This is a genomic window from Mycobacterium sp. NGS22, assembly GCF_059813095.1.
The window spans coordinates 233636-256107 of the sequence record NZ_JCALDY010000004.1; the positions used below are offsets into that span (position 1 = coordinate 233636).

12 protein-coding genes and 1 pseudogene are annotated in these 22472 nt (G+C 67.3%); 6 read left to right on the top strand and 7 right to left on the bottom strand.

Annotated features, from left to right (window positions below):
* Nucleotide 1 precedes the first annotated feature (1 nt).
* Nucleotides 2–1285 carry a tyrosine--tRNA ligase gene (gene tyrS, locus AC5Y47_RS05570; protein WP_499942794.1) on the bottom strand — a complete coding sequence of 428 codons (1284 nt, stop codon included), beginning with the start codon at nucleotides 1283–1285 and terminating at the stop codon, nucleotides 2–4.
* Nucleotides 1286–1433: 148 nt separating this feature from the next.
* Here tyrS and AC5Y47_RS05575 point away from each other — a divergent pair, with 148 nt between their 5' ends.
* A complete protein-coding gene (locus tag AC5Y47_RS05575; protein WP_499942796.1) occupies nucleotides 1434–2336 on the top strand; it encodes a bile acid:sodium symporter family protein in 903 nt (300 codons plus the stop codon).
* Nucleotides 2337–2579: 243 nt separating this feature from the next.
* Here the strand turns inward: AC5Y47_RS05575 and AC5Y47_RS05580 are convergent, their stop codons facing one another.
* The gene (locus AC5Y47_RS05580) at nucleotides 2580–3191 is read right to left on the bottom strand and encodes a DNA-3-methyladenine glycosylase (RefSeq protein ID WP_499942800.1); all 612 of its coding nucleotides are present in this window, start codon (nucleotides 3189–3191) and stop codon (nucleotides 2580–2582) included.
* 113 nt (nucleotides 3192–3304) lie between these two features.
* Between AC5Y47_RS05580 and AC5Y47_RS05585 the strand changes: the two genes are divergently transcribed.
* From AC5Y47_RS05585 to AC5Y47_RS05595, 3 genes are read left to right on the top strand one after another with little or no spacing between them, the layout of a single operon-like run.
* Complete coding sequence (locus tag AC5Y47_RS05585) at nucleotides 3305–4069, top strand: ABC transporter ATP-binding protein (protein ID WP_499942802.1); 765 nt, start codon at nucleotides 3305–3307, stop codon at nucleotides 4067–4069.
* The gene (locus AC5Y47_RS05590; RefSeq protein WP_499942805.1) at nucleotides 3997–4821 is read left to right on the top strand and encodes an ABC transporter permease; all 825 of its coding nucleotides are present in this window, start codon (nucleotides 3997–3999) and stop codon (nucleotides 4819–4821) included. The genes AC5Y47_RS05585 and AC5Y47_RS05590 overlap by 73 nt, the downstream gene beginning before the upstream one ends.
* A gap of 1 nt (nucleotide 4822) precedes the next feature.
* Nucleotides 4823–5443, top strand: a complete 621-nt coding sequence (locus AC5Y47_RS05595) for a TetR/AcrR family transcriptional regulator (RefSeq protein WP_499942808.1) — start codon at nucleotides 4823–4825, stop codon at nucleotides 5441–5443.
* Here AC5Y47_RS05595 and AC5Y47_RS05600 read toward each other — a convergent pair.
* Nucleotides 5409–5627, bottom strand: coding sequence for a Trm112 family protein (locus AC5Y47_RS05600; protein WP_499942810.1), 219 nt, complete (start codon nucleotides 5625–5627; stop codon nucleotides 5409–5411). The genes AC5Y47_RS05595 and AC5Y47_RS05600 overlap by 35 nt on opposite strands.
* The gene (locus AC5Y47_RS05605; protein ID WP_499942889.1) at nucleotides 5620–8586 is read right to left on the bottom strand and encodes an acyl-CoA synthetase; all 2967 of its coding nucleotides are present in this window, start codon (nucleotides 8584–8586) and stop codon (nucleotides 5620–5622) included. The genes AC5Y47_RS05600 and AC5Y47_RS05605 overlap by 8 nt, the downstream gene beginning before the upstream one ends.
* Before the next feature lie 285 nt (nucleotides 8587–8871).
* Here AC5Y47_RS05605 and AC5Y47_RS05610 point away from each other — a divergent pair, with 285 nt between their 5' ends.
* On the top strand, nucleotides 8872–10644 hold the full coding sequence (locus AC5Y47_RS05610) for an ABC-F family ATP-binding cassette domain-containing protein (RefSeq protein ID WP_499942813.1): 1773 nt from the start codon (nucleotides 8872–8874) through the stop codon (nucleotides 10642–10644).
* Between the two features lie 5 nt (nucleotides 10645–10649).
* The gene (locus AC5Y47_RS05615; protein WP_499942891.1) at nucleotides 10650–11933 is read left to right on the top strand and encodes a cytochrome P450; all 1284 of its coding nucleotides are present in this window, start codon (nucleotides 10650–10652) and stop codon (nucleotides 11931–11933) included.
* On the opposite strand, the pseudogene AC5Y47_RS05620 reads toward AC5Y47_RS05615, so the two are convergent.
* From AC5Y47_RS05620 to AC5Y47_RS05630, 3 genes and pseudogenes are all read right to left on the bottom strand, one after another.
* Nucleotides 11916–12980 (bottom strand): annotated as a pseudogene (locus tag AC5Y47_RS05620) (type III polyketide synthase); the annotation flags it as partial. The gene AC5Y47_RS05615 and the pseudogene AC5Y47_RS05620 sit on opposite strands and share 18 nt — an antisense overlap.
* 143 nt (nucleotides 12981–13123) lie before the next feature.
* Nucleotides 13124–16138, bottom strand: coding sequence for a type I polyketide synthase (locus AC5Y47_RS05625; RefSeq protein WP_499942815.1), 3015 nt, complete (start codon nucleotides 16136–16138; stop codon nucleotides 13124–13126).
* Entirely contained in the window at nucleotides 16138–22470 is a 6333-nt protein-coding gene (locus tag AC5Y47_RS05630) for an SDR family NAD(P)-dependent oxidoreductase (RefSeq protein WP_499942818.1), read from the bottom strand. The genes AC5Y47_RS05625 and AC5Y47_RS05630 overlap by 1 nt, the downstream gene beginning before the upstream one ends.
* Nucleotides 22471–22472 lie beyond the last annotated feature (2 nt).

Here is a 22472-nt window from a genome sequence, read left to right on the forward strand (position 1 = left end):
GCTACGGGGTTCGTTCGACGCCGGCGATGTTGCGTTTGCCGCGACGCAGCACCAGCCACCGCCCGTGCAGGAAATCCGTTGTCTGTGGTGACCATTCGTCGCTTTCCACGCGAATGTTGTTGACGGACACGCCACCTTCGGCGATCGTGCGCCGTGCCGCCTTCCTGCTGTCCGAAAGCCCGCTGGCCACCAGCAGGTCGACGATCCCTTCCGCGTCACCGGGTTTCAGCTCGGCGACCCTGGTCTCACGCAGGGCCGCCGACAACGTCGCCTCGTCGAGGTCCGCCAATTCGCCCTGCCCGAACAGCGCCCGGCTGGCATGCTCGACCGCTGCGGTGGCTGCCTCGCCGTGCACCAAAGTGGTGAGTTCAGCGGCCAATCTGCGCTGAGCCGCGCGCTGCTGGGGGCGTTCTGCGGTGGCCTGCTCCAACTCGGCGATTTCCTCGGCCGTCAGGAAAGTGAACCACCGTAGGTAGCGGATCACGTCCGCGTCGGCGGTGTTGACGAAGTACTGGTACCAGGCATACGGGCTGGTCAGCTGCGGGTCGAGCCACAGGCTGCCACCGCCGGTCGATTTGCCGAACTTGGTGCCGTCGGCTGCGGTCACCAGCGGGACGGTGAGCGCATGCACTGCGGCACTGAGCTTTTGGCGCACCAACCGTACCCCGGCGATGATGTTGCCCCACTGATCCGAGCCGCCGATCTGCAGCGCGCAACCGTGCCGGCGGTGCAGTTCCACGTAGTCGTTGGCCTGCAGCAGCATGTAGCTGAACTCGGTGTAGGAGATCCCGTCGCCTTCGAGCCGACGGCGCACGGTGTCGCGGTCCAGCATCACGTTGATCGAGAAGTGTTTGCCTATATCGCGCAGGAACTCGATGGCCGACAGCGGGCGCGTCCAATCGAGATTGTTCTCGACGATGGCACCGGTCGGTGAATTGTCGAAGTCGACGAAACGCTCCAGCTGTCCCCGGATCCGTTCGGTCCATTCGGCGACGATGTCGGCCCCGTGCAGACTGCGCTCACCGACCTCGCGGGGGTCACCGATCATGCCGGTGGCACCGCCGGCCAGCACAATCGGGCGGTGCCCGGCGCGTTGGAAACGGCGCAACGCCAACAGCGGCACCAGATGCCCCGCGTGCAGGCTCGCCGCGGTGGGGTCGAATCCGGCGTAGACGGTCATCGGACCGCGTTGCGCCTCGGCGGACAGCGCGGCGAGATCGGTGGACTGAGCGATCAACCCACGCCAGTTGAGCTCGTCGAGGATCCCGGAGGACTCGGTAACCATGGCACAGAGTCTTGCAGGGCCGTCGTCGCTGCCGATACGTGCCCGCGATTCGCTCAGGATGATTTGAGCCGAGCGCCTCGACGACGACCAGTCGTAGAGTGACTTGCGGCCAGCCGAGGCGAATCTGACCCCCCAGTCACGGAGCGATATGCAGAACCAGTTCTTCCCGTTGGTCGTCGTGGCGGTGATGCTTGCCCTCGGGTTGACGCTGACCGTCGAGGACTTTCGACGCGCCGCCACGCTCCGGCGCCCACTGCTGGTGGCGCTGATCTGTCAGTCGCTGCTGTTGCCCGCGGTGTGCCTGCTGATCGCCGAATTACTACACCTTTCGCCCAACCTTGCGGTCGGGCTCATGCTCATGGCCGCTACCCCGGGCGGAATGCTGGCGAATGTCCTGAGCCATCTCGTCGACGGTGACCTCGCGCTCAACCTGACTTTGACGGCGATCAACGCGGTGTTGGCGATCTTCGCGATACCGGCGATCCTGGCGTTCTCGATGACCTGGTTCCTCGGCGACGGACGCTTCATCCCGTTGCAGTTCGACAAATTCCTGACCGTGGTGGGCCTCGTGCTGATCCCGACGGCGGTCGGTGTCGCGGTACGCCACCGCTTCCCTGATCTGGCCCGACGGCTACGGAAGCCGGTCAGGATCGCTGCCGCGGTGCTCCTGGTGGTTGCCATCGCCGCCGGGGTTGCGGGCGGCCAGGCGACGCTGTGGAACAACTTCGGCGTGCTCAGTGCCGCGGTGTTGTCCTTCTGCGCGATCAGCCTCACCGTCGGCTACCTGGCGCCCCGCTGGCTGCGCCTGGCCCCCCGCCAGGCCATTGCCGTCAGTTTGGAGATCGGACTGCACAATGCCGTGGTGGCAATCGGCATCGCGTTGAGCCCGCAACTTTTGAACAACGCCGAGATAGCCACTCCCGCTGCAGTTTACGGAGTTCTCGCGCCCTTCGTCGCGCTGCCGTTCGTCTTTGCTGTTCGCCGCCTGGACCCCGCCTACCGTGCCACGCCGGACCCCGACGACACCCTCATCGAGAAATCTTCGGGTTAGTCACTGGCCACGGCGTCAGGGTCGGCGGGGTTTTCGTGGTCGTAAGGCGTTTGGCGTTGAGTGTGCATCCTTGGCGTTGAGTGTGCAGCCTTGGCGTTGATAGTGGAATGACGGCTTTCGGGGTGAACACACGGCGGGAAAATCGGCGAAATCCCGCCCAGTTTTCACGCGCAAATCCCAGGATTCACACTCAAATCCATGGCTTCACGCTGAAGGTCCAGGTTCAGCCGAACGTGGCGGCGACTAGTCACTTTCGCCGGGCGCGGGCGCTCGCGGACTGCGTCGGTATGCCGACACCTCCGGCCGACCGGCCAGCCACAACCGCCAGGGCCGGTCGGCGGCTTTGCTCACTCCGACGCGCGGTCCTTCAGTGGCCGTGAGCGGACCGTGCAGCTCCAACCGCACCGGCGCGTCGGGATCGAAAAGGTCAATGCCGTTGTCGTCCATGGTGATTCCCATGGCCGAGCAGAGGTTGCCCGGACCCCGGGCCAGCGCGACGGTGCGCACCAACTCGCCGCGGCGATACCGTGCCGTGTCGAACCCGTCCTCGATGACACATGCCCTGAGCAGCACCGCCGCGGCGGTGCCGTCGGGACCGCACGCGACGTTGGCACACACGTGGATTCCGTGACTGCGGTAGGTGTATAGCCGCCCGGGTGGCCCGAACATAACCGCGTTGCGGGGGGTGCGCCCGCGGTAGGAGTGCGCGGCGGCGTCCGGCCACGGTCCGTCCGGGACTCCGCCGTAGGCCTCGACCTCGACGATCGCCGCTGTGACGCCGCGGCTGACGAGGGTGGCGCCGAGTAGGCGGTGGGCGGCGGTAAGGGGGTCGACCGACAGTTCGGAGGCGCTCACCGCACCGATTCTGCCCGTGGTGATCGCCAGCGCAGCGAAGCTGGGCGCAGCGGGTCACCGCGACCAAAGTCGACCCTATTGACAGCAGCAGACATCGGGTGGATATTCATCACATGATGACTTCATCACGCGATGAATTAATGACGGAGACCACCGCGGTTAGCATCGAGCACCTCCGCGTGATCCGCGGCAAACGCCCGGCTCTGCACGACTTCTCCGTCGAGATCGGGCGGGGCAGCATCACCGGCCTGCTCGGTCCATCCGGATGCGGCAAGACCAGCCTGATCCGCTGCATCGTCGGCAGCCAGATCGTCGCCGGCGGCAAGGTCACAGTGCTCGGCCGACCGGCCGGCTCCGCCGCGCTGCGCCGACGGGTCGGGTACGTGCCCCAGGACCCGACCATCTATCAGGACCTGCGGGTGGTCGACAACGTGCGCTATCTCGCGTCGCTGTACGGCTTCGACGGGGACGCCGCCGACGAGGCCATCGACCGCGTGGGACTGACCGATCACCGAACGGCGTTCTGCGCCAACCTTTCCGGCGGCCAGCGCACCCGGGTGTCACTGGCGTGCGCACTGGTCAGCCGACCCGAGCTGCTGGTGCTCGACGAACCCACCGTGGGACTGGATCCGGTTCTGCGGGTTGATCTTTGGCGGCAATTCCAGGAGCTGGCCGACACTGGTACCACCTTGCTGGTGTCCAGCCACGTGATGGACGAAGCCGACCACTGCGGCGATCTGTTGTTGATGCGCGAAGGCCACCTGGTCGCGCACACCACCCCGGCCCGACTACGAGAGGACACTTCATGCACATCACTGGAGGAAGCGTTTCTGTCCATCATCCGGCGCAGCACCGAGCAGCAACCGAAGGCCGGCTAGGGCTCAAGGGATACACCGCGACCACGGCGCGGATCCTGCGCCAGTTGGCCGCCGACCACCGTAGCGTCGCCATGATCGTGGTGGTGCCCGTTCTGGTTATCACGTTGATGTACTTCATGTTTCAGAATGCACCCCACCGCCCGGGCGCTCCGACGCCGTTCAACAATGCCTGCCTGATCCTGCTGGGCCTGTTCCCGCTGTTCGTGATGTTCATCATCACGTCGATCACCATGCAACGCGAGCGCGCGTCGGGAACGCTGGAACGCATCCTGACCACGCCGTTGCGCCGCTTCGACCTGCTGATGGCATACGGCACCGCGTTCTCCATCGCCGCGGCGGCCCAGGCCACGGTGGCCTGCCTGGTCTCGTTCTGGCTGCTGGGCTTCGAGACCACCGGCAGCCCGGCGTGGGTGTTCGTGATCGCGATCGCCAACGCGATGCTGGGGGTCGGGCTCGGATTGTTGTTCAGTGCCTTCGCGCGCACGGAATTTCAGGCCGTGCAGTTCATCCCGTTGGTGATGGTGCCGCAGCTGTTGCTGGCCGGGGTGATCGTCCCGCGGGCGGCGATGCCGGACTGGCTGCACTGGATCAGCAACGCCATGCCGGCCAGCTACGCACTCGAGGCGCTGCAGCAGGTGGGTGCGCATCCGGGACTGACCACGACTACCGTGCGTGACATGGTCGTCGTCCTGGGCTTCGCCGTCGCATCCCTGTGCCTGGCCGCCGCGACCTTGCGGCGGAGGACCCCGTAGCGTGGCGGCAGCCACCGGCAAGAAGCGGCCCGGCCGGCCCGCCGGCAACTCCGACACCCGGGAGCGAATCCTGGTCTGTGCGCGAGAGATGTTCGCCGACAAAGGGATTGACAAGACTTCGATTCGGGCGGTGGCCGCGGCGGCCGGAGTGGACGCCGCCCTGGTGCATCACTATTTCGGCACCAAGGAGCAACTGTTCGCCGCCGCCATCCATATCCCGATCGACCCGATGCAGGTGATCGGGCCGGTGCTGGAAGCACCGATCGAGGAGATGGGGTTGCGGCTGCCCTCGCTGCTGTTGCCGCTGTGGGATTCGGAACTGGGCGCGCAGTTGATCGCCACGCTGCGCTCGCTGATCTCGGGCAACGACGTGGGTCTGGCGCGCTCGTTCCTGCAGGAAATCGTCGGCGGCGCGGTGGGTGCGCGGGTCGACAATCCGCCCGGAACGGGCAAGATCCGCACCCAGTTCGTCGCCTCGCAATTGATGGGCGTCGTGATGGCCCGCTACATCATCAAGGTCGAACCGTTCGCGTCACTGCCGACCGAGCAGATCGTGCAGACCATCGCGCCGAACCTACAGCGCTATCTCACCGGGGATCTTCCGGAAGGCCTTGCGCCGTGAAGCGCGCATGTTCGTCGTCGTCAACGTCACGAGCCTCGTCCACGAGCAGCACCGGGATGCCGTCGTCGATGCGGTAGGCACGCCGCAACCGCGGGTTGTAGAGCGCTTTGCCGTCGTCGACCAGCAGCAGCGGCCCCCGGTCGGCCGGGCACACCAGGATCTGCAGCAAGGTGTCGTCAAGCATCGGCGGGCACCTTCTTGCCGCTGATCTCGGTGCGCGCCGCCGGGGTCAGTCGGCGGAACTCGTTGCTGCCGGCATCCAGATACCAGGCCTGACGGCCGGATTTGGGGATACCGGCGGCCCGCAGCGCGCTGACCGTGGGCCGGTAGGTGGCGCTGAGTTCGAACTTGGGCACCACATGAACGATGTCGGGACCCAGCCCCACCGGCATGCCCGCAATTGCCTCGGTCAGGTCGGCGGCGGTGATGGTGGCACCGGGCCGCAGCGTCACCGCGGACACCGCCAGATAACGGTCGCCCACCGGGACGCCGTAGGTCACCGCGAGGTCGACCGCGCTGATGCACCCCAGTGCATCGGTGACCGGTTCGGCGTACACCATGCCGCGCGCCGTGCGAACCACCGAGCCGCGCCGGCCGGCCAGCCAGAAGTCTCCGTCCTCGTCCCGGTGGAACAGGTACTCGGTGGAGATCCAGGTGTCGGCGGGAGAAAAGACCCCACGCTTGACCGAAGCGCTCGGATCGATCGGCCCACGGGACTGCGCCAACAGCACCCCGATCTGGTTGGTCTCGGCAACCTGCACGAAGCCGTCGTCGTTCTCCAGGATCAGATCCTGCTCGGCGTCGTAGGCGCCCAGTTCCACTCGACCGGCACCCGGCAGCGGCCGGCCCTTGCTGCCGACCTTGGCGCCGGACACGTTGGCCAGCACCGCCTGCCCGTCGGTGGTGGCGAAGAACTCCACGACGTGAGCGGGAGCGAACGCATCTTCCACCCGGCGCCACAAACCGGTGGGCATGCCGGAGCCGATGAACAACCGCACCGGATGGTTGCCGTGCAGCGCGAACTCCGGGTCGTCGACGACGTCGCGCAGCATGGCCCAGGTGTAGGAGACCACCGTGACGCCGTACTGACGGACCTCGGAGACGAACCGATCCGGGCGGATGCCGCGGGACAACGCGATGCGGGTACCGCCGACCACCGCCCCGCCCAGGCTGACCAGCAGCGCGGACTCGTGATGCAGCGGCGTGAGGCAGTAGACGGTGTCCTTGCGGTCCAGTGCCGCCGTCGAGGCCGTTCCGAACGCCGACAGAGCCCACCGGAAGTTGGTGATCTGCTTGGCGACCAGTTCGCCGCCGGCGGCATTGAACGCGATGAACGCCAGGTCCCGCGCGAAGCCCGGGTTGGGCCGGTACCAGGCCGGCAACTGCACGGCGTCGGGATCGATCTGCTCCATGTCGATCACGTCCGCGTCTTCGGGTAGGTGCAGATCGCGCGACTCGCCACCGCCGAGCACCAGGATCTGGCCCTGCAGCTGCCGGGCGGCCTCGAGATTGCTGGGGTCGGTCAGGATTTCGCTGACTCCCCCGAGCCGCACCTGCGCGGCCAGGTCGACGTCCTGGCGCATCATCACGGCGACCGCACCGAGGCGGGACAGGGCAGCGATGGCGACCAGCGCGCTGGGCCGGGTTTCCATCAGCAACCCCACTCGGTCGCCCTGCCGTACACCCACCTCGATCAGGCCACGCACGACGTTGTTGATCCGGCGGTTGACCGCCTCGTAGGTGTGCACGCGGCCGTCGAACAACAGGAATTCACCCTGCGGGGCGTCTCGGGCCTGTTCCTCGATGATGCGGCCCAACGAGATTCGGGTGTGGTCGTTGAGTTGCCCGAGTCGGGCCAGCCTCGGCAGGGTGCGGACGGTCTCGACGGCCAGGGTGCGCATCGATCGGTTGGCCGCGACGACGGCGTCGGCGGCACCGCGGGCCATCGCCAACGCCGCCTCGGACACCTCCCCCACCCCGTGTGCGAGCCGGGAGCTGAGTGCGACCCCGCTGTCGGTGCTCTCAGCGGACTGCTCGACCATCAACCCGATGCTGCCGGGCTTGTCGCCGCCGCCGGAGATCCAGCGCACCCAGTCGACGACGGTCGGCCAGCTCTGTTGAGCCGCCCGGGATCCCACGACCAGGCCGAAATGACCTGTCCGGATCAAGCATTCGTAGACCTCGGTGTTGGGTGCGGCCCGGCGGATGCCGCGTACCGAGGCCGGCTGGCCGATGTCGTCGACCTCCCCGACGAACGCCAGGACCGGGACGGTGATATCGGTGAGCGTCACCAGCTGGCCGTTGATGGCGAAACCGCCGGTCATCATCCGGTTGTGCGCGATGAACTGCTTGAGCAACTCCGAGATCGCCGGCCCCGACCAGGCGATCCAGCCTTCACGCTCGAGGAATCGGCGCTGCTGTTCGCGCGGCAGCAGCGCCTCACGGTCGTGCAGTTGACGTACGAAGTCGACGCGCGCCTTTGCCGTCTTCAACGGATCCATCATCTGAAAACCGGTGCGCGCCATCCAGCTTGGGATGTTCAACCGATTGAATACGTGGTCGGCCATGAAATCGGCCATGCCGGGAGCCAGGTTCGCCGGCAGTCCCATCGGAAGCGCGGCCAGCGTGTCCACCGGGGAACCGAACGCGACGATGCTGGCCAGGCTCTTGGAGCGCCGATACGCCGCGACCTGGTAGCACCACATGCCGCCCTGCGAATACCCGACCAGGTGCACGTCCTGCCCGGTGGCGTCCTTCACCGTGTCGATGGCCTGGCTGAGGGCGACGATGTGGTCGGCGAGGTTGCGGCGCATGCCGCCTTCGACCTTGTCGGGGGAGCCGAAATCGATGACCCAGCAGTCCAGCCCGCCGGCGTGCAGGATTCCTACCGCACCGTCCTCGCGGGTCACATCCCACATGTCGGCCGACATCATCATCGGGTGCACCATCAGCACCGGCGGACCCACCTGCGGTTGTCCCGGCCGGTTGTCCGGCGGAAAGTACCGCCGGAGTTTGTACATGGGTACGCTCTCGACGGTCTGAGACGGCGACGGGACGCTGCCCGTTTCCAGGCCCCCCAGTCGCAGCACTTCCAACCCGTTCTGGGCTGTGGCCACCAACCGCTCGACCGGCCTGGTCACCATCGACAAATTGAGATCCACCGCTGCTCCTGACTGCTCGCTGAGTTGGCCTTGACCAGCGTGGACATCATGGCACATCGCTGTCGAAGTGTGGTCTGGGTCACTGAGTTTTGGGTCACCCACCAGCCAGCGGTCTGTCACGGCGGGACGAGATGCGTTGTCTGTCGCGCCTTTTGGCGACCGCGCGGCGCAGAGTGCGGGCCGGCGATCGGGATGATCGTGGCGGCCGCTGTCACGCACACGGTCCGCGCATGACCACCCGCTGCCGCACCTACTACCGTCGTCAAAGTGGCACACCTGCTCGGAGCCGAGGCCGTGCACCTGGCATATCCGACCCAGGTGATCTTCGATTCGGTCACGCTCGGCGTGAACGACGGCGCCCGCATCGGCATCGTGGGCCGAAACGGGGACGGTAAGTCCAGCTTGCTGGGCCTGCTCGCCGGCTCGGTCCGGCCGGACTCCGGCCGGGTCACCCACCGGAGCGGGCTGCGAGTCAGCGCGCTCAGCCAGGCCGACACCCTGGACGCAGGCAGCACCGTCGCCGCGACGCTCGTCGGCGACCAACCCGAACACCAATGGGCCGGCGACGCCCGCATCCGCGACGTGGTCGACGGGCTCGTATCCGACATCGATTGGGACACAACGATTTCGACCCTCAGCGGCGGTCAGCGGCGACGGGTGCAACTGGCCCAATTGCTGATCGGTGAATGGGATGTGATCGCCCTCGACGAACCCACCAACCATCTCGACATCGAGGGCATCACCTGGCTGGCGCGCCATCTGTGTCAGCGCTGGGCACGCAACAGCGGCGGACTGTTGCTGGTCACCCACGACCGCTGGTTTCTGGACGAAGTCGCCACCACAACCTGGGAAGTGCACGACGGCGTCGTCGAACCGTTCGAAGGCGGATACGCCGCGTATGTGCTGCAACGGGTCGAACGGGACCGGATCGCCGCCGCGGCAGAAGCCAAACGGCAGAACCTGATGCGCAAGGAATTGGCGTGGTTGCGCCGCGGGCCCCCCGCGCGCACCTCCAAGCCCAAATTCCGGATCGAGGCCGCCAACCAGCTGATCGCGGACGTCCCGCCGCTGCGCAACCCCGTCGAGTTGGCCAAACTGGCCACCTCCCGGCTGGGCAAGGACGTCGTCGATCTGCTCGACGTATCGGTTTCCTACCAGGGTCGCGCGGTGTTGCGCGACGTCGAGTGGCGCATCGCGCCCGGGGAACGCACCGGCATCGTCGGAGCGAACGGCGCCGGAAAGTCGACGCTGCTGGGCTTGATCGCCGGTACGGTCCAGCCGGACAGCGGGCGGGTCAAGCGCGGCAAGACGGTGCAGCTGGCGGTGCTGGATCAGCGTGGGGACGAGCTGAAAGCTCTGGCCGCCGAGCGAATCGCCGACGTACTGGGCCGCCTGCAGACCGGTTATGAGGTGGAGGGCCGGGAGATGACGCCCACCCAGTTGCTCGAGCGGCTGGGCTTCGGCCGCGGGCAGTTGTCGGCGCGTGTCCGTGAGCTGTCCGGTGGTCAGCGACGGCGTCTGCAGCTCATGCTCACCCTGCTGGCCGAGCCGAATGTGCTGCTACTCGACGAACCCACCAACGACGTCGACACCGACATGTTGACCGCCACCGAAGACCTGCTCGACTCCTGGGCGGGCACCTTGATCGTGGTATCCCACGACCGTTACCTGCTCGAACGCGTCACCGACCAGCAGTACGCGATCCTGGACGGCCGGTTGCGGCATCTGCCCGGCGGCATCGACGAATACCTCGAGCTCGCCACCCGCACCACGGCCAGGACCGGCGCAGACGCACCGGCGCAAACGGCACAGGCGATGTCGGGTGCGCAGCGGCGCGCCGCCGAGAAGGAATTGGCCTCCATCGACCGTCAACTCGCGCGCCTGACCGAACGGATCACCGCCAAGCACACCGAACTCGCCGAGCACGACCAATCCGACCACGTCGGCATCACGGCGCTGACCCAGCAGCTGCGCACGCTGGAAGACGACGTCGTCATGTTGGAGGGCCAATGGCTCGAATTGTCGGAAACACTCGAATGAAGCCGATCTCGTATCCGCCCGGCGAAGCGCTGCTCGCGCTGTACAAGCGTCATGGTTCGGTGACCAACGCCGGCATCGGGCGGCACGGGTTCGTATATCTGTTGGGCCCCGAGGCGAACAAGTTCATCTTCGCCAACGCCGACGCGTTCAGCTGGCGCGAGACGTTCGAGAATCTGGCGCCCGTCGACGGCCCGACCGCGCTGATCGTCAGTGACGGTGCGGACCATCGCCGGCGGCGCAGTGTGGTCGCACCCGGTCTGCGGCACCGGCAGATTCAGGACTACGTGCAGACCATGGTGTCCACCGTGGACAGCGCGATCGACGGCTGGCGGGCCGGCCAGCGGCTGGACATCTATGCCGAGTTCCGCTCGGTTGTGCGGCGCAGCACCGCTGAGAGTCTGTTCGGTTCGCGCATGGCCGCGCATTCGGACTTCCTGGGCGAGCAACTGCAACCCCTGCTCGACCTCACTCACCGGCCCCCGCAGGTGATGCGCCTGCAGCGGCGGTTCAACTCGCGGGGCTGGCGGGCAGCGATGACCGCCCGCAAGCGCATCGACGACCTGATGGACAGTGAGATCGCCGATGCGCGGGCCAATACCAGACCCGACGACCACCTGCTGACCATCTTGCTCAACGGTCGCTCCGACGAAGGTGCAACCCTGAGCGACAACGAGATTCGCGATCAGATCGTGTCGATGATCACCGCCGGTTTCGAAACCACCAGCGCCGCACTGGCATGGGCGGCCTATACCTTGCTCACGCTGCCCGGCGCGTGGGACGCCGCCGCCGAAGAAGTGGACCGGGTGCTGGGCGGCAGGACGCCTACGGCTGCGGATCTCACTGCGCTGACCTACCTCAACGGCGTTGTGCACGAGACACTTCGGCTGTACTCACCGGGGGTGATCTCGGCCCGACGGGTGATGCGCGACCTGTCTTTCGACGGGCACCGGATCCGGACCGGGCGGATGATCGTGTTCAGTGCGTATGTGACGCACCGAGACGCCGCGGCATGGCCTCATCCCCGCGAATTTCGCCCGGAGCGGTGGGACCCCTCAACAGCTGGTTACCGCAAACCCGCTCCGCACGAATTCATTCCGTTCAGTGGCGGGTTGCACCGGTGTATCGGCGCGGTCATGGCGGTCACCGAGATGACCGTCATGCTGGCGCGACTGCTGGCCCGGACCCGACTTCGACTGCCACCCCAGCGCATTCGCGCGGCCAACTTCGCCGCGCTGAGTCCCCGGCCGGGTCTGACGGTGCAGGTGGACGAATCAGTGCCAGCGCAGTAACACCAGTTCCGCGCAGAACCCGGGGCCCATCGCCAGCATCAAGCCGGGACTGCCGGTGGGCGGACGCTTCTCGATGGTGTCGCGCAGGATGTGCAGGACCGACGAGGACGACAGGTTCCCGATTTCGCCGAGCGAGCGCCACGTCAGCTCGAGCGCCTCGGGTGCCAACTGCAGGCTGTCGGTGATCGCGTGGATGACCTTCGGTCCGCCGGGGTGGCTCACCCAGGCACCGATGTCGTCCTTGGTCAAGCCGTGCGCGGTAAGGAAGCCGTCTACGTCGGAGGCCAGGTATTGCTCGATCAGATCGGTCAGATCCGGTGACAACCGCAGCTGCAGACCGTGCGAGCCCACGTCCCAGCCCATGATGTGCAGGGATTCGGGGTACAGGCTGCTGCGTGAGTCGATGATGTCCGGGCCGGCGGCACTCAGTTTTTCAGCGCGCCGGTCTCCGACGGCGACCACAGCTGCTGCGCCGTCGCCGAACAGCGCCGAACCCACCAGTCCCGACACCGTCGGCTTGACCGCGGGGTAGGTGAGCGAGCACAGCTCGACGGAGATCAGGACGGCGACGTCGTCCGGGGCGCCACGCAGATAGTCGTTCAGTCGCCCCACACCCGCCGCGCCGGCGACGCAACCCAGGCCGAACAGCGGCATCCGTCGGACGTCGGGACGCAGGCCGAGCCGGCCGGCGATCCGGGCATCCAACGACGGCACGGCCACTCCGGTGACGGTCGTGGTGACGATCAGGTCGATGTCCTGCGGTTGTAGCCCGGCTTCGTCGAGGGCGCCCATCAGTGCCTCGATGCCGAGATCGACCGCCTTGTCGATGAAGATCTCGTTGGCGGCGCCGAAGTCGGTCAGCGCCGGGTACTGCTCGAGCGGCAGCACGAAGTGGCGACCGTTGACCTTGGCGGATTTGTGCAGACGCCGCACGATGTCCTCGTGTTCCTGAAGACCCGGGAACCCGACGAAAAGGTCGGTGATCTCACTCTGGCTGTATCGGTGTGGCGGCAATGCCCCGTACACACCTGCGATGACGCTCATGCACCTGCCTCGATTGGTTGCCCCCGCTGATCTGTTGCCCGAATGTGCAGTTTAGTGGTCAATTCGGGACGTCGCAAAGATTCCGCTTATTCGACACCTGTCGTATCCGGGCCGATTTCGGACCCGAATTTCCTTTTATCGACGGTTTATTCTTGCGATTCGAGGGTCATCGCGATTAACGCGTCGGGACTGAGCGAGTCGATGACCTCTTCGCCGACATCGAGTGCTGTGCTGGCCTTTTCCGGTTGTCCGGCCAGTAGTAGCAGCCTTTCGAGCAATCCGGTTCGGCGCAGCTCGGCGATGGGAATGTTGCGCAAAAGCCCCCAAATGCTTTCTTCCTCGGATTGTCCTTCGCCGTGGCCCGATAATTGTTCGACCAGGTGCCCGGCAAGGGCGGACGGGGTGGGATAGTCGAAAATCAGCGTGCGGGCTAGCGTCAATCCCGCCAGGCGAGGCTCCGATTTGAGGCGATCGCGCAGTTCCACACCGGTCATCGAGGTGAACCCGAGATCCTGGAAGGCGCGCTCGGCATCCACGCGCCGGCCGTCGGCGTGGCCCAGCACGACGGCCGCGTGGAAGCACACCAAATCCACCAGCACACGACGCCGCTCCGCGGCATCCGAGTCCCGCAACCGCTCCGTGCCGGGGGCGTGCGTAGTTTCTGCGGCACCGGCTTCCAGCCAAAAGCTTTGCCGTGCAAACGCATAGGTCGGCAGGTCCACCCGGCGGGCGCCGAGGCCGTCGAACACGGGAGCCCAATTCACCTTCATCCCGGCGACGAACAGTCGGCCTACACCGGTGAGCACGGCGTCGACTTCGGGGCGATCCTCGACCAGCGTCACCACCGAGACGTCCTGGTCCGCGGTCAGTCCGGCGCCCGGACCCACCTCGACGAAGACTTCGGCACCCAGACCCAGCGCCGTCTGCACACCATCGGCAAACCGGACCGGCTCCCGCACGTGCTGGACCCAGTACTGGACCGACCCGTATCCAACACCGCCGAGGTGACCGGAAACGTTGGGAATCAACGGAATTCGCGCGCGATGCGCCGACACACCGGCGAGCAGTTGCGCGAAGTCGTCCAGCATGGGTTCCATCAGCGCCGAATGGAACGCGTGCGACACCGCTAGTCGGCGCGCCCGCCGGCCGCCCCTCGACAGCCGATCAACCACCGCGTTGACTGCGGCCTCCGGCCCGGACAGCACCACCGAGTCCGGCGCATTCACCGCCGCCAGGCTGACCCGGTCATCGAGCAGCGGCAGTGTCTCGGCCTCTCCTGCGGCCACCGCGACCATCACTCCGTCCCGCGGCAGCTCCGCCATCAACTGCCCCCGCACGGCCACCACCCGCGCCGCATCCGGCAATGTCAACACCCCGGCTTCGTACGCCGCGGCGATTTCCCCGACGGAGTGCCCCAGCACAACGTCAGGTGTCACACCCCAACTCCGTAGCAGCGCGGCCAAGGCCACCTGCACGGCGAACAGAGCGGGCTGCGCGAACTCGGTACTTTCCAGCAGCTTCGCATCGGCGCCCCAGATCACCTGTCGCAACGGCACTCTGAGATGCAGGTCCAACTCGTCGGCCGTCCGGTCGAACGCGTCGGCGAAGATCGGAAACCGTTGATACAACTGGTGCCCCATGCCGAGGTATTGCGACCCCTGCCCGGGAAACACGAACACCGTCTTGCCCAACGACCGCGCCCGTCCGGCCACCACCCCGGCACCGCGCGCACCGGCGGCCAAACCCGTCAGCCCGGCCGTCAGGCCCGCGCGGTCACCGACCAGCACGGCGCGATGTTCCAAGAGGGCGCGGGTGGTCGCCAACGACCAACCCGCGTCGACGATGTCGAGTGTGGTTGCCCGATCGGCCAATCGGCGAGCCTGACCCGTCAACGCCACGGCCGAGCGGGCGGACAGCACCCACGGCACGGTGACCTCGCCGACGCGCCCACTCACGGCCGTTTTCGCTGCCGGTGCCTGTTCGACCATGACGTGCGCGTTGGTACCGCCCATTCCGAATGACGAGACACCGGCCCGGCGCGGCTGCGCAGCACCCCACGGCGTCAGGGTGTCGTTGACTTTCAGACCCAGTTCCTGAAGTGCCATGCCCGCTCTGACGAAGTTGAGACTCGCTGGGATAGCGGCATTCTCGATCGACAGCACCGTCTTGACCAGGCCCGCCACTCCGGCGGCGGCGCCGGTGTGCCCGATATTCGTCTTGACCGACCCGACCGCGACCGGACGGTGCCGGCGCGCACCGAACACCTCGTGCAGTGCCGTGGCCTCGACCGGATCTCCCACCTGCGTGCCGGTACCGTGCGCCTCGACGTAGTCGACCTGGTCGGGGTTCAGGCTGGCGTCGGCCAGGGCACGACGTATCACCTCGGCCTGCGCCCGGGACGAGGGCACCGTCACCGCGGCGGTGTCGTGGCCCGCGTTGCCGACCGCGCTTCCCGAGATGACCGCGTGGATGCGGTTCCCGTCATCCAGCGCGGCGCGCAACGGCCTCAGCAGAATCAGCGCTCCGCCTTCACCCCGCACGTAACCGTCCGCACGTTCGTCGAAGGCGTAGGTGTGCCCGGACGCCGAGACGGCCCCGAATTTCGTTTCCAGCATTGCGGTTTCGGGCGCCACGTTGAGGTGAATGCCACCTGCGATGGCCATCTCGGTGGCCCCGTTACGCAGGCTTTCACACGCCAGATGCACTGCGACCAGGGAGGACGACTGGCCGCAGTCGACGGTGAAGCTGGGACCATGCAGACCGTAGAAGTACGAGAGCCGGTTGGCGATCATCCCCCGACCGAGCCCGGCGAAGGCATGGTGATCGACGTCGCCGGCGGCCTCGCGCAGCATCAGCAACGCATAGTCGTCGTTCATCGCGCCGAGATAGACCCCGAGCGGTGTGCCCCGCAGCTTCTCCGGCACGACGAACGCGTCTTCGAACACCTCCCAGGCCAACTCCAGGGCCAGCCGTTGCCGCGGGTCCATCGCGGCCGCTTCGCGGGGGGACACGTTGAAGAAGTCCGCGTCGAATTCGGCGACGTTCTCGAGGGGTTCGGTGACTTCACGTCCGTCACAGATCAGTTGCCAGAAATCGCGCGTACTGGCCGCTGCCGGGAAGCGGCAGGCCATCCCGATGACCGCAATGTCCGTCGGGCGCATCAGGGCCCCAGATCGTCGTCGAGGATGGCGAACAGCTCGCTGTCGGTGGCGCTGCCGATGTCCTCGCCGCGAACAGTGTTCTGTCCGTTGGTGTGCGGCGCGGTCAGGTTGGCGATCAGTGCCTGCAGCCGGGCACTGGCGTGCGTTTTTTCTTCCTCGGTCCAGTCCGGTTGCTGGATGAGTGCGTCGAGTTCGCGGGTGATGTCGTTGAATCGGCCTAACACGTGGGGTTGCTCGGCGACGGGTGGCGCACTGGTGGCCAACCGGTCGGCGAGATGTTCGGCCAGCGCGGCCGGCGTCGGATAGTCGAAGATCAGCGTCGGCGAAAGTGTCAGTCCGGTGGCGGTTTTGAGCCGGTTGCGCAGTTCGACCGCGGTCAGCGAGTCGAATCCGAGTTCCTGGAACGCTTTTTGCGCGTCGATGTCGATGGTGCTGTTGTGGCCCAATACGGTTGCGGCGTTGTCGGCGATGAATTCGGTGAGTTCACGCTGCCGCTGCTCGGGCGACAGGGTGTGCAGCCGCGCGACGAGACCCGTGGCTGCGGCCGCATTGTCGGTGGCGTCTACGACGCGGCGGGTCCGGCGGGTGACCAGATCCCGCCACAGCGGCGGCAGTTCGGTCTCGGCGGTCACCGCGGTGCTGCTCAACCGCGCCGCGACGACGAGCGCCTGATCGGTGAGCAGCGCGGCGTCGAGTAGTTGCAGCGCCTGCTCGGTGGTCAGCGGTGACAGCCCGACTCGCCTCATCCGTTCCAAGTCTCGATCGCCGAGGTGACGGGTCATCGCGCTGGTCTGCTCCCACAGTCCCCAGGCGATCGACAAGCCCGGAAGTCCTTGTTGGCGCCGCTGACTGGCCAGCCCGTCGAGGTAGGCGTTGGCGGCCGCGTAGTTTCCCTGACCCGGGCTCCCCACGATCCCAGCCAGCGACGAGAACATCACGAAGGCAGCCAAATTCGCGTCGCGCGTGAGCTCGTGCAGGTTCCGGGCGCCCTCGACCTTGACCCGTAACACCGCATCGATGCGGTCGGCGGTCAGGGAGGTGACGACCGCGTCGTCCAGTACTCCCGCAGCGTGGAAAACGCCCTTGAGGGGCCATTTCTCGGGTATCTGCGCCAGGAGTGCGGCCACCGCGTCGCGGTCAGAGACATCGCATCGGGCGACCGTCACCCGCGCTCCGGTCCGGTCCAGCTCGGACACCAACTCGCCCACTCCATCCGCGTCCACCCCGGAGCGACTGAGCAACATCAGGTGAGCAACGCCGTAGCGCTCGGCCAGATGCCTGGCGACCGCCGCCCCCGCCATGCCGGTGCCGCCGGTGATCACAACGGTGCCACCCGTGAGCGGTGACTGCGCTTTTACCGGCCCGTCCGGCGCGGACGGCAGGCTCAGCACCACCTTGCCGATGTGGCGGGCTTGGCTGACGAACCGGTACGCCTGCCGGGCGCTGCGAACGTCGAAAACCCGGACCGGCAACGGCTTCAGGGCACCGGACCTCAGCATGGCCAGCACCTCGGTAAGCATGGCGGCGATGCGATCCGCGCCGGCGTCCATCAGGTCGAACGCCCGGTAGGTGATGCCTGGGTATTTCTCGGCGACGGCCTCGGGGGTGCGTCGGTCGGTCTTGCCCATCTCGACGAACCGCCCGCCGGGGACCATCAGCCGCAGCGACGCATCGGTGAATTCGCCGGCCAGGGAGTTGAGCACCACGTCGATCCCGGCGCCGTCGGTGACCTCGGTGAACTGTGTCTCGAAGTCCAGGGTGCGGGAGTCGGCGATGTGTTCGTCGTCAAAACCCATCGCCCGCAACGTGTCCCACTTGCCGCGGCTGGCGGTGGCGAATACCTCACAACCCCAGTGTCGCGCCAACTGGACCGCCGCCATGCCCACCCCGCCGGTGGCGGCATGCACCAGCACCCGTTCGCCGCTTTTCAGCCCGGCGAGCAGCGACAGTCCGTACATGGCCGTCATGAACACCACCGGAACGCTTGCGGCCCTGTCCAACGACCAGTCGGGAGGTACCGCGGTCACCATGCGCTGGTCCACGACCGCTTCGGAAGCGACCACACCCAACAGGCCCATGACCTGGTCGCCCGGCGAGAACCCGGCCACCCCGGGTCCCACCTCGACGACCACTCCGGCACCCTCGGCGCCGAGCTCTCCGCCACCGGGGTACATGCCCAACGCCACCAGCACATCCCGGAAGTTCACGCCCACCGCGGCCACGGCGATGCGCAGCTGCCCGGGCCTCAACTCCACTCGCTCGGTGGGACGGGCGGTCACGTCGTCCAGTGTGTCCGCGGTACCGACAGCCAACCGCCACAACCCATTTGGCAGCTCCAGCACGGATGATGACCCGACCCGCGCCAGCCGGGCCCCGTACACCGCACCCGACCGCACGGCCAGTTGCGGCTCTGCGCAACGCACCGCGTCTGCGACCGCCACCGAGTCGTCGGTATCGACCAGCACCACTCGGCCCGGATGCTCGGCCTGCGCCGCTCGCACCAGCCCCCAGACCGCCGCACCGGCCAGATCCGACACGGCCTCATTCGGCAGTCCCACCGCGCCGCGGGTGAGCACAGCAAGGAGACCAGACCCGTCGCTACCCAGATGCGCCTGCAACACCTCCAGCGCCCGATGAGTGGCCGTGGGCACGGTGTCCGAATCCAGCTCCCAGATCTTCAGATGGTCGGCGGCATCGACGACGTCGCGCTCCAGCGGTGTCCATGCGACGTCCAACAATTCAGCACCGGCGGGCAGTCCCGCCGAGATCGCCGCCGACAGCGCCTGCGCGGAAATCGGGCGCACGATCAGTTCCCGCACCGACAACACCGGCAACCCCGAAGAATCCGCCATTTGCACCGAAACCGATCCCGCACCGGTCGGCGCTATCCGGACCCGCAGCCGGGAGGCCCCGGCGCCGTGTAACGAAACGCCCTGCCAGGAGAACGGCAACGCCAATTGCTGGTCACCTTCGACCACCCCCCAGGCGTGTAATGCCGCGTCCAACATCGCCGGATGGAGCGCGAAGCCACCCAGGCTCAGACCCCTGGGAGCGACCACCTCGGCGAACGCCTCCCGCCCGCGCCGCCATACCTTGCGCAGACCCCGGAATGTCGGACCGTAGCCGTAGCCGCGTTCGGTCAGCCGCTCGTACACGTCGGATATGTCCACCGCCGTGGCGCCGACCGGCGGCCACGCCGAGAGGTCCGCTCCCCCGCCAATGCCACCCGGACCCAGCACGCCCTCGGCATGCAACAGCCACGAATCGGATTCGGCCGCAGCCGAGTACACCGACACATTCCGGCGCCCGGCGTCGTCGACGGCGCCGACGACCACCTGGATCCGCACCCCTCCGGGAGGCAATCCCAATGGAGCCAACAACGTCAGCTCCTCGATCACCTGCGCACCGACCTCGTCGCCGGCCCGCAGCACCAGTTCGACGAATCCCGCGCCCGGGAACAACGTCATACCGCTCACCACGTGATCGGCCAGCCAGCGCTGCACGCCGGGCGACAACGAACCCGTCAGCACCACTCCGCCATCGTCGGGCCGGGCCACCGCCGCACCCAGCAGAGGATGCCCGAGCCCGGCCAGTCCCACCGCGCTCAGACCGGCGGCACCGACCCCGAGGTCGGACAGCCAAAAGTGCTGCCGGACAAAGCCGTACGTCGGCAACTCGACGCGCTGTGGTTCCAGGCCCGCGAAGGTCTCGGACCAGTTCACTCCGACGCCCTCGGTGAACAATCGGCCCAACGCGGTGAACAACGACGAGACTTCCGGACGGTCTTTGACCAGCACGGGGACCGAAACCGCGTGCTCACCCAGGCACTGTTCGACCAGACCGGTCAATCCGCCACTGGGACCCGCCTCGACGAAGATCTCGGCTCCCAGAGACCGCGCCAGTTGCACACTGTCGGCGAAACGAACCGGTTTTCGCACGTGCTCCACCCAGTACGAGGTCGAGCCATACCCGGTGTCGGCGAGGCGCCCGGTGACGTTCGACACCAGCCCGATCCGCGGCGCACCCACGGCGACATCGGCCAGCAGCGCGGAGAACTCCGCGATCATGGGCTCCATCGACGACGAGTGAAACGCGTGGGAGACCGCCAGCCGGTGCGTCCGCCTACCGTTCAGCCGCTCGAGCACCGCGGCGACCGCCGCCCGCTCACCTGAAAGCACCACGGAGTCAGGCGCATTGACCGCGGCGATGCTGACACCGTCGCCGAGCAGCGGCGCGGCTTCGTCCTCGCCGACGGCCACGGCCACCATCGATCCGCCAGCCGGCAGTTCAGCCATCAGCCGACCCCGGGCCACCACCAGGCGGGCCGCGTCCGGCAGCGTCAGCACACCGGCCACCTGCGCGGCGGCGATCTCTCCTACCGAATGGCCCAGCACCAGGTCGGGGACCACCCCCCACGACTGCAATAGGGCCGCCAACGCGACCTCGACGGCGAACAAGGCCGGCTGCGCGAACTCCGTGCTTTCCAGCAACGCCGCATCCGTTCCCCAAATCACCTGCCGCAGCGGCACTCTGAGGTGCTCATCCAATGCCCGGGCAACTTCGTCAAACCGCTTGGCGAACAACGGGAATCGCTCGTGCAGCACACGGCCCATGTCCAGATACTGGGCACCCTGACCAGGAAACATGAACACCGTCTTGCCCACCGTGTGCGCGCGGCCCACCGCGACACCAGCGGCCGGCTCGCCGGCCGCGACCCGTCCTAATCCGTCCATCAGCTCGGCGCGATCGGCGCCGACCACCACGGCGCGATGCTCGAAGACCGCTCGTGTGCTGGCCAACGACCAGCCGACATCCAGCGCTCGCACATCGGCGTCGGCGCCGGCGTGCGCCAGCAGGCGCCGCGTCTGATTGGCCAGCGCGTCGGCCGAGCGCGCCGACAACACCCACGGAACTGCTCCGCTGAACTGTGGTGCGACCGGGCTTTCGGCGGTCCCTGGTTCTTCGAGGATCACGTGCGCGTTGGTGCCGCTGATGCCGAACGACGAGACACCGGCCCGGCGCGGCCGTCCCGGCGACGGCCAGGGCCTGGTGTCGGTGAGCAGCGACACCGCACCAGCCGACCAATCCACGTGCGGCGTCGGCATATCCACGTGCAACGTCTTGGGCATCACCTGGTGCTGCATGGCCAGCACCATCTTGATCAACCCCGCCACACCCGCGGCCGCCGAGGTGTGGCCGATGTTGGATTTGATCGAGCCCAGCCAGAGCGGTTCGGCGCGGTCCTGCCCGTAGGTCGCCAAAATCGCCTGCGCCTCAATGGGATCGCCCAATCTGGTGCCCGTCCCGTGCCCTTCGACGATGTCCACGTCCGCCGTGCCGAGAGCCGCGCTGGCCAGCGCCGACCGGATTACGCGCTGCTGCGCCGGACCGTTCGGCGCGGTCAGACCGTTGGACGCGCCGTCTTGATTGACGGCCGAACCCCGCACCACCGCCAGCACCGGGCGGCCCGAGCGCTGCGCGTCGGCCAACCGCTCAACGACGAGCACGCCGGCACCTTCCGACCAGGACGTGCCGTCGGCTGCGCCCGCGTACGCCTTGCACCGGCCATCGGCGGCCAATGCCCGCTGCCGGCTGAACTCGACGAACGCCGCCGGCGTGGCCATCACCGTCACGCCCCCCACCAACGCCAGATCGCACTCCCCCGAACGCAGTGACTGGACCGCCAGATGCAGCGCCACCAAGGACGAGGAACATGCGGTGTCCACCGACACCGCCGGCCCCTCGAGACCCAGCACATAGGCGACCCGTCCCGACGTCACGCTCAACGTCGACCCGGTCAGTCCGTAGCCTTCCAGGTCTCCCTTGACTTCGCCGCCGTAGCCGGCGTGGATCACGCCGGCGAATACGCCTGTCGAGGTGCCGCGCAGGGTGGTCGGATCAATCCCGCTGCGTTCCAACGCTTCCCAGGACAACTCCAGCATCACCCGCTGCTGTGGGTCCATCGCGAGCGCCTCGTTGGGTCCGATCCCGAAGAAGCCGGCGTCGAAGTCGCCCGCATTTTGCAGGAAGCTACCGCGGCGGGTGTAGGTCTTACCGGGCTGGTCCGGATCCGGGTCGTACATGCCGTCGATATCCCAGCCGCGGTCAATGGGGAAGTCGGAGACGCCGTCGCGGCCGGCCATCAGCATGTCCCACAACGCTTCCGGCGAATCGACGCCACCGGAATACCGGCACGCCATGCCCACCACCGCGACCGGCTCGCTCAGCTTGCCTTCGAGTTCGGACAGCCGCCGCCGGGTGCGCCGCAGATCCGCCGTGAGCCGCTTCAGGTAATCGACGTGCTTGGCGGTGCCCTCCGTACCCTGATCCATGC

Coding starts and splice junctions, on each gene's coding strand:
- tyrS (WP_499942794.1), bottom strand. CDS start 1,285: ATGGTTACCGAGTCCTCCGGGATCCTCGACGAGCTCAACTGGCGTGGG.
- AC5Y47_RS05575 (WP_499942796.1), top strand. CDS start 1,434: ATGCAGAACCAGTTCTTCCCGTTGGTCGTCGTGGCGGTGATGCTTGCC.
- AC5Y47_RS05585 (WP_499942802.1), top strand. CDS start 3,305: ATGATGACTTCATCACGCGATGAATTAATGACGGAGACCACCGCGGTT.
- AC5Y47_RS05590 (WP_499942805.1), top strand. CDS start 3,997: ATGCACATCACTGGAGGAAGCGTTTCTGTCCATCATCCGGCGCAGCAC.
- AC5Y47_RS05600 (WP_499942810.1), bottom strand. CDS start 5,627: ATGCTTGACGACACCTTGCTGCAGATCCTGGTGTGCCCGGCCGACCGG.
- AC5Y47_RS05605 (WP_499942889.1), bottom strand. CDS start 8,586: ATGGTGACCAGGCCGGTCGAGCGGTTGGTGGCCACAGCCCAGAACGGG.
- AC5Y47_RS05625 (WP_499942815.1), bottom strand. CDS start 16,138: ATGCGCCCGACGGACATTGCGGTCATCGGGATGGCCTGCCGCTTCCCG.
- AC5Y47_RS05630 (WP_499942818.1), bottom strand. CDS start 22,470: ATGGATCAGGGTACGGAGGGCACCGCCAAGCACGTCGATTACCTGAAG.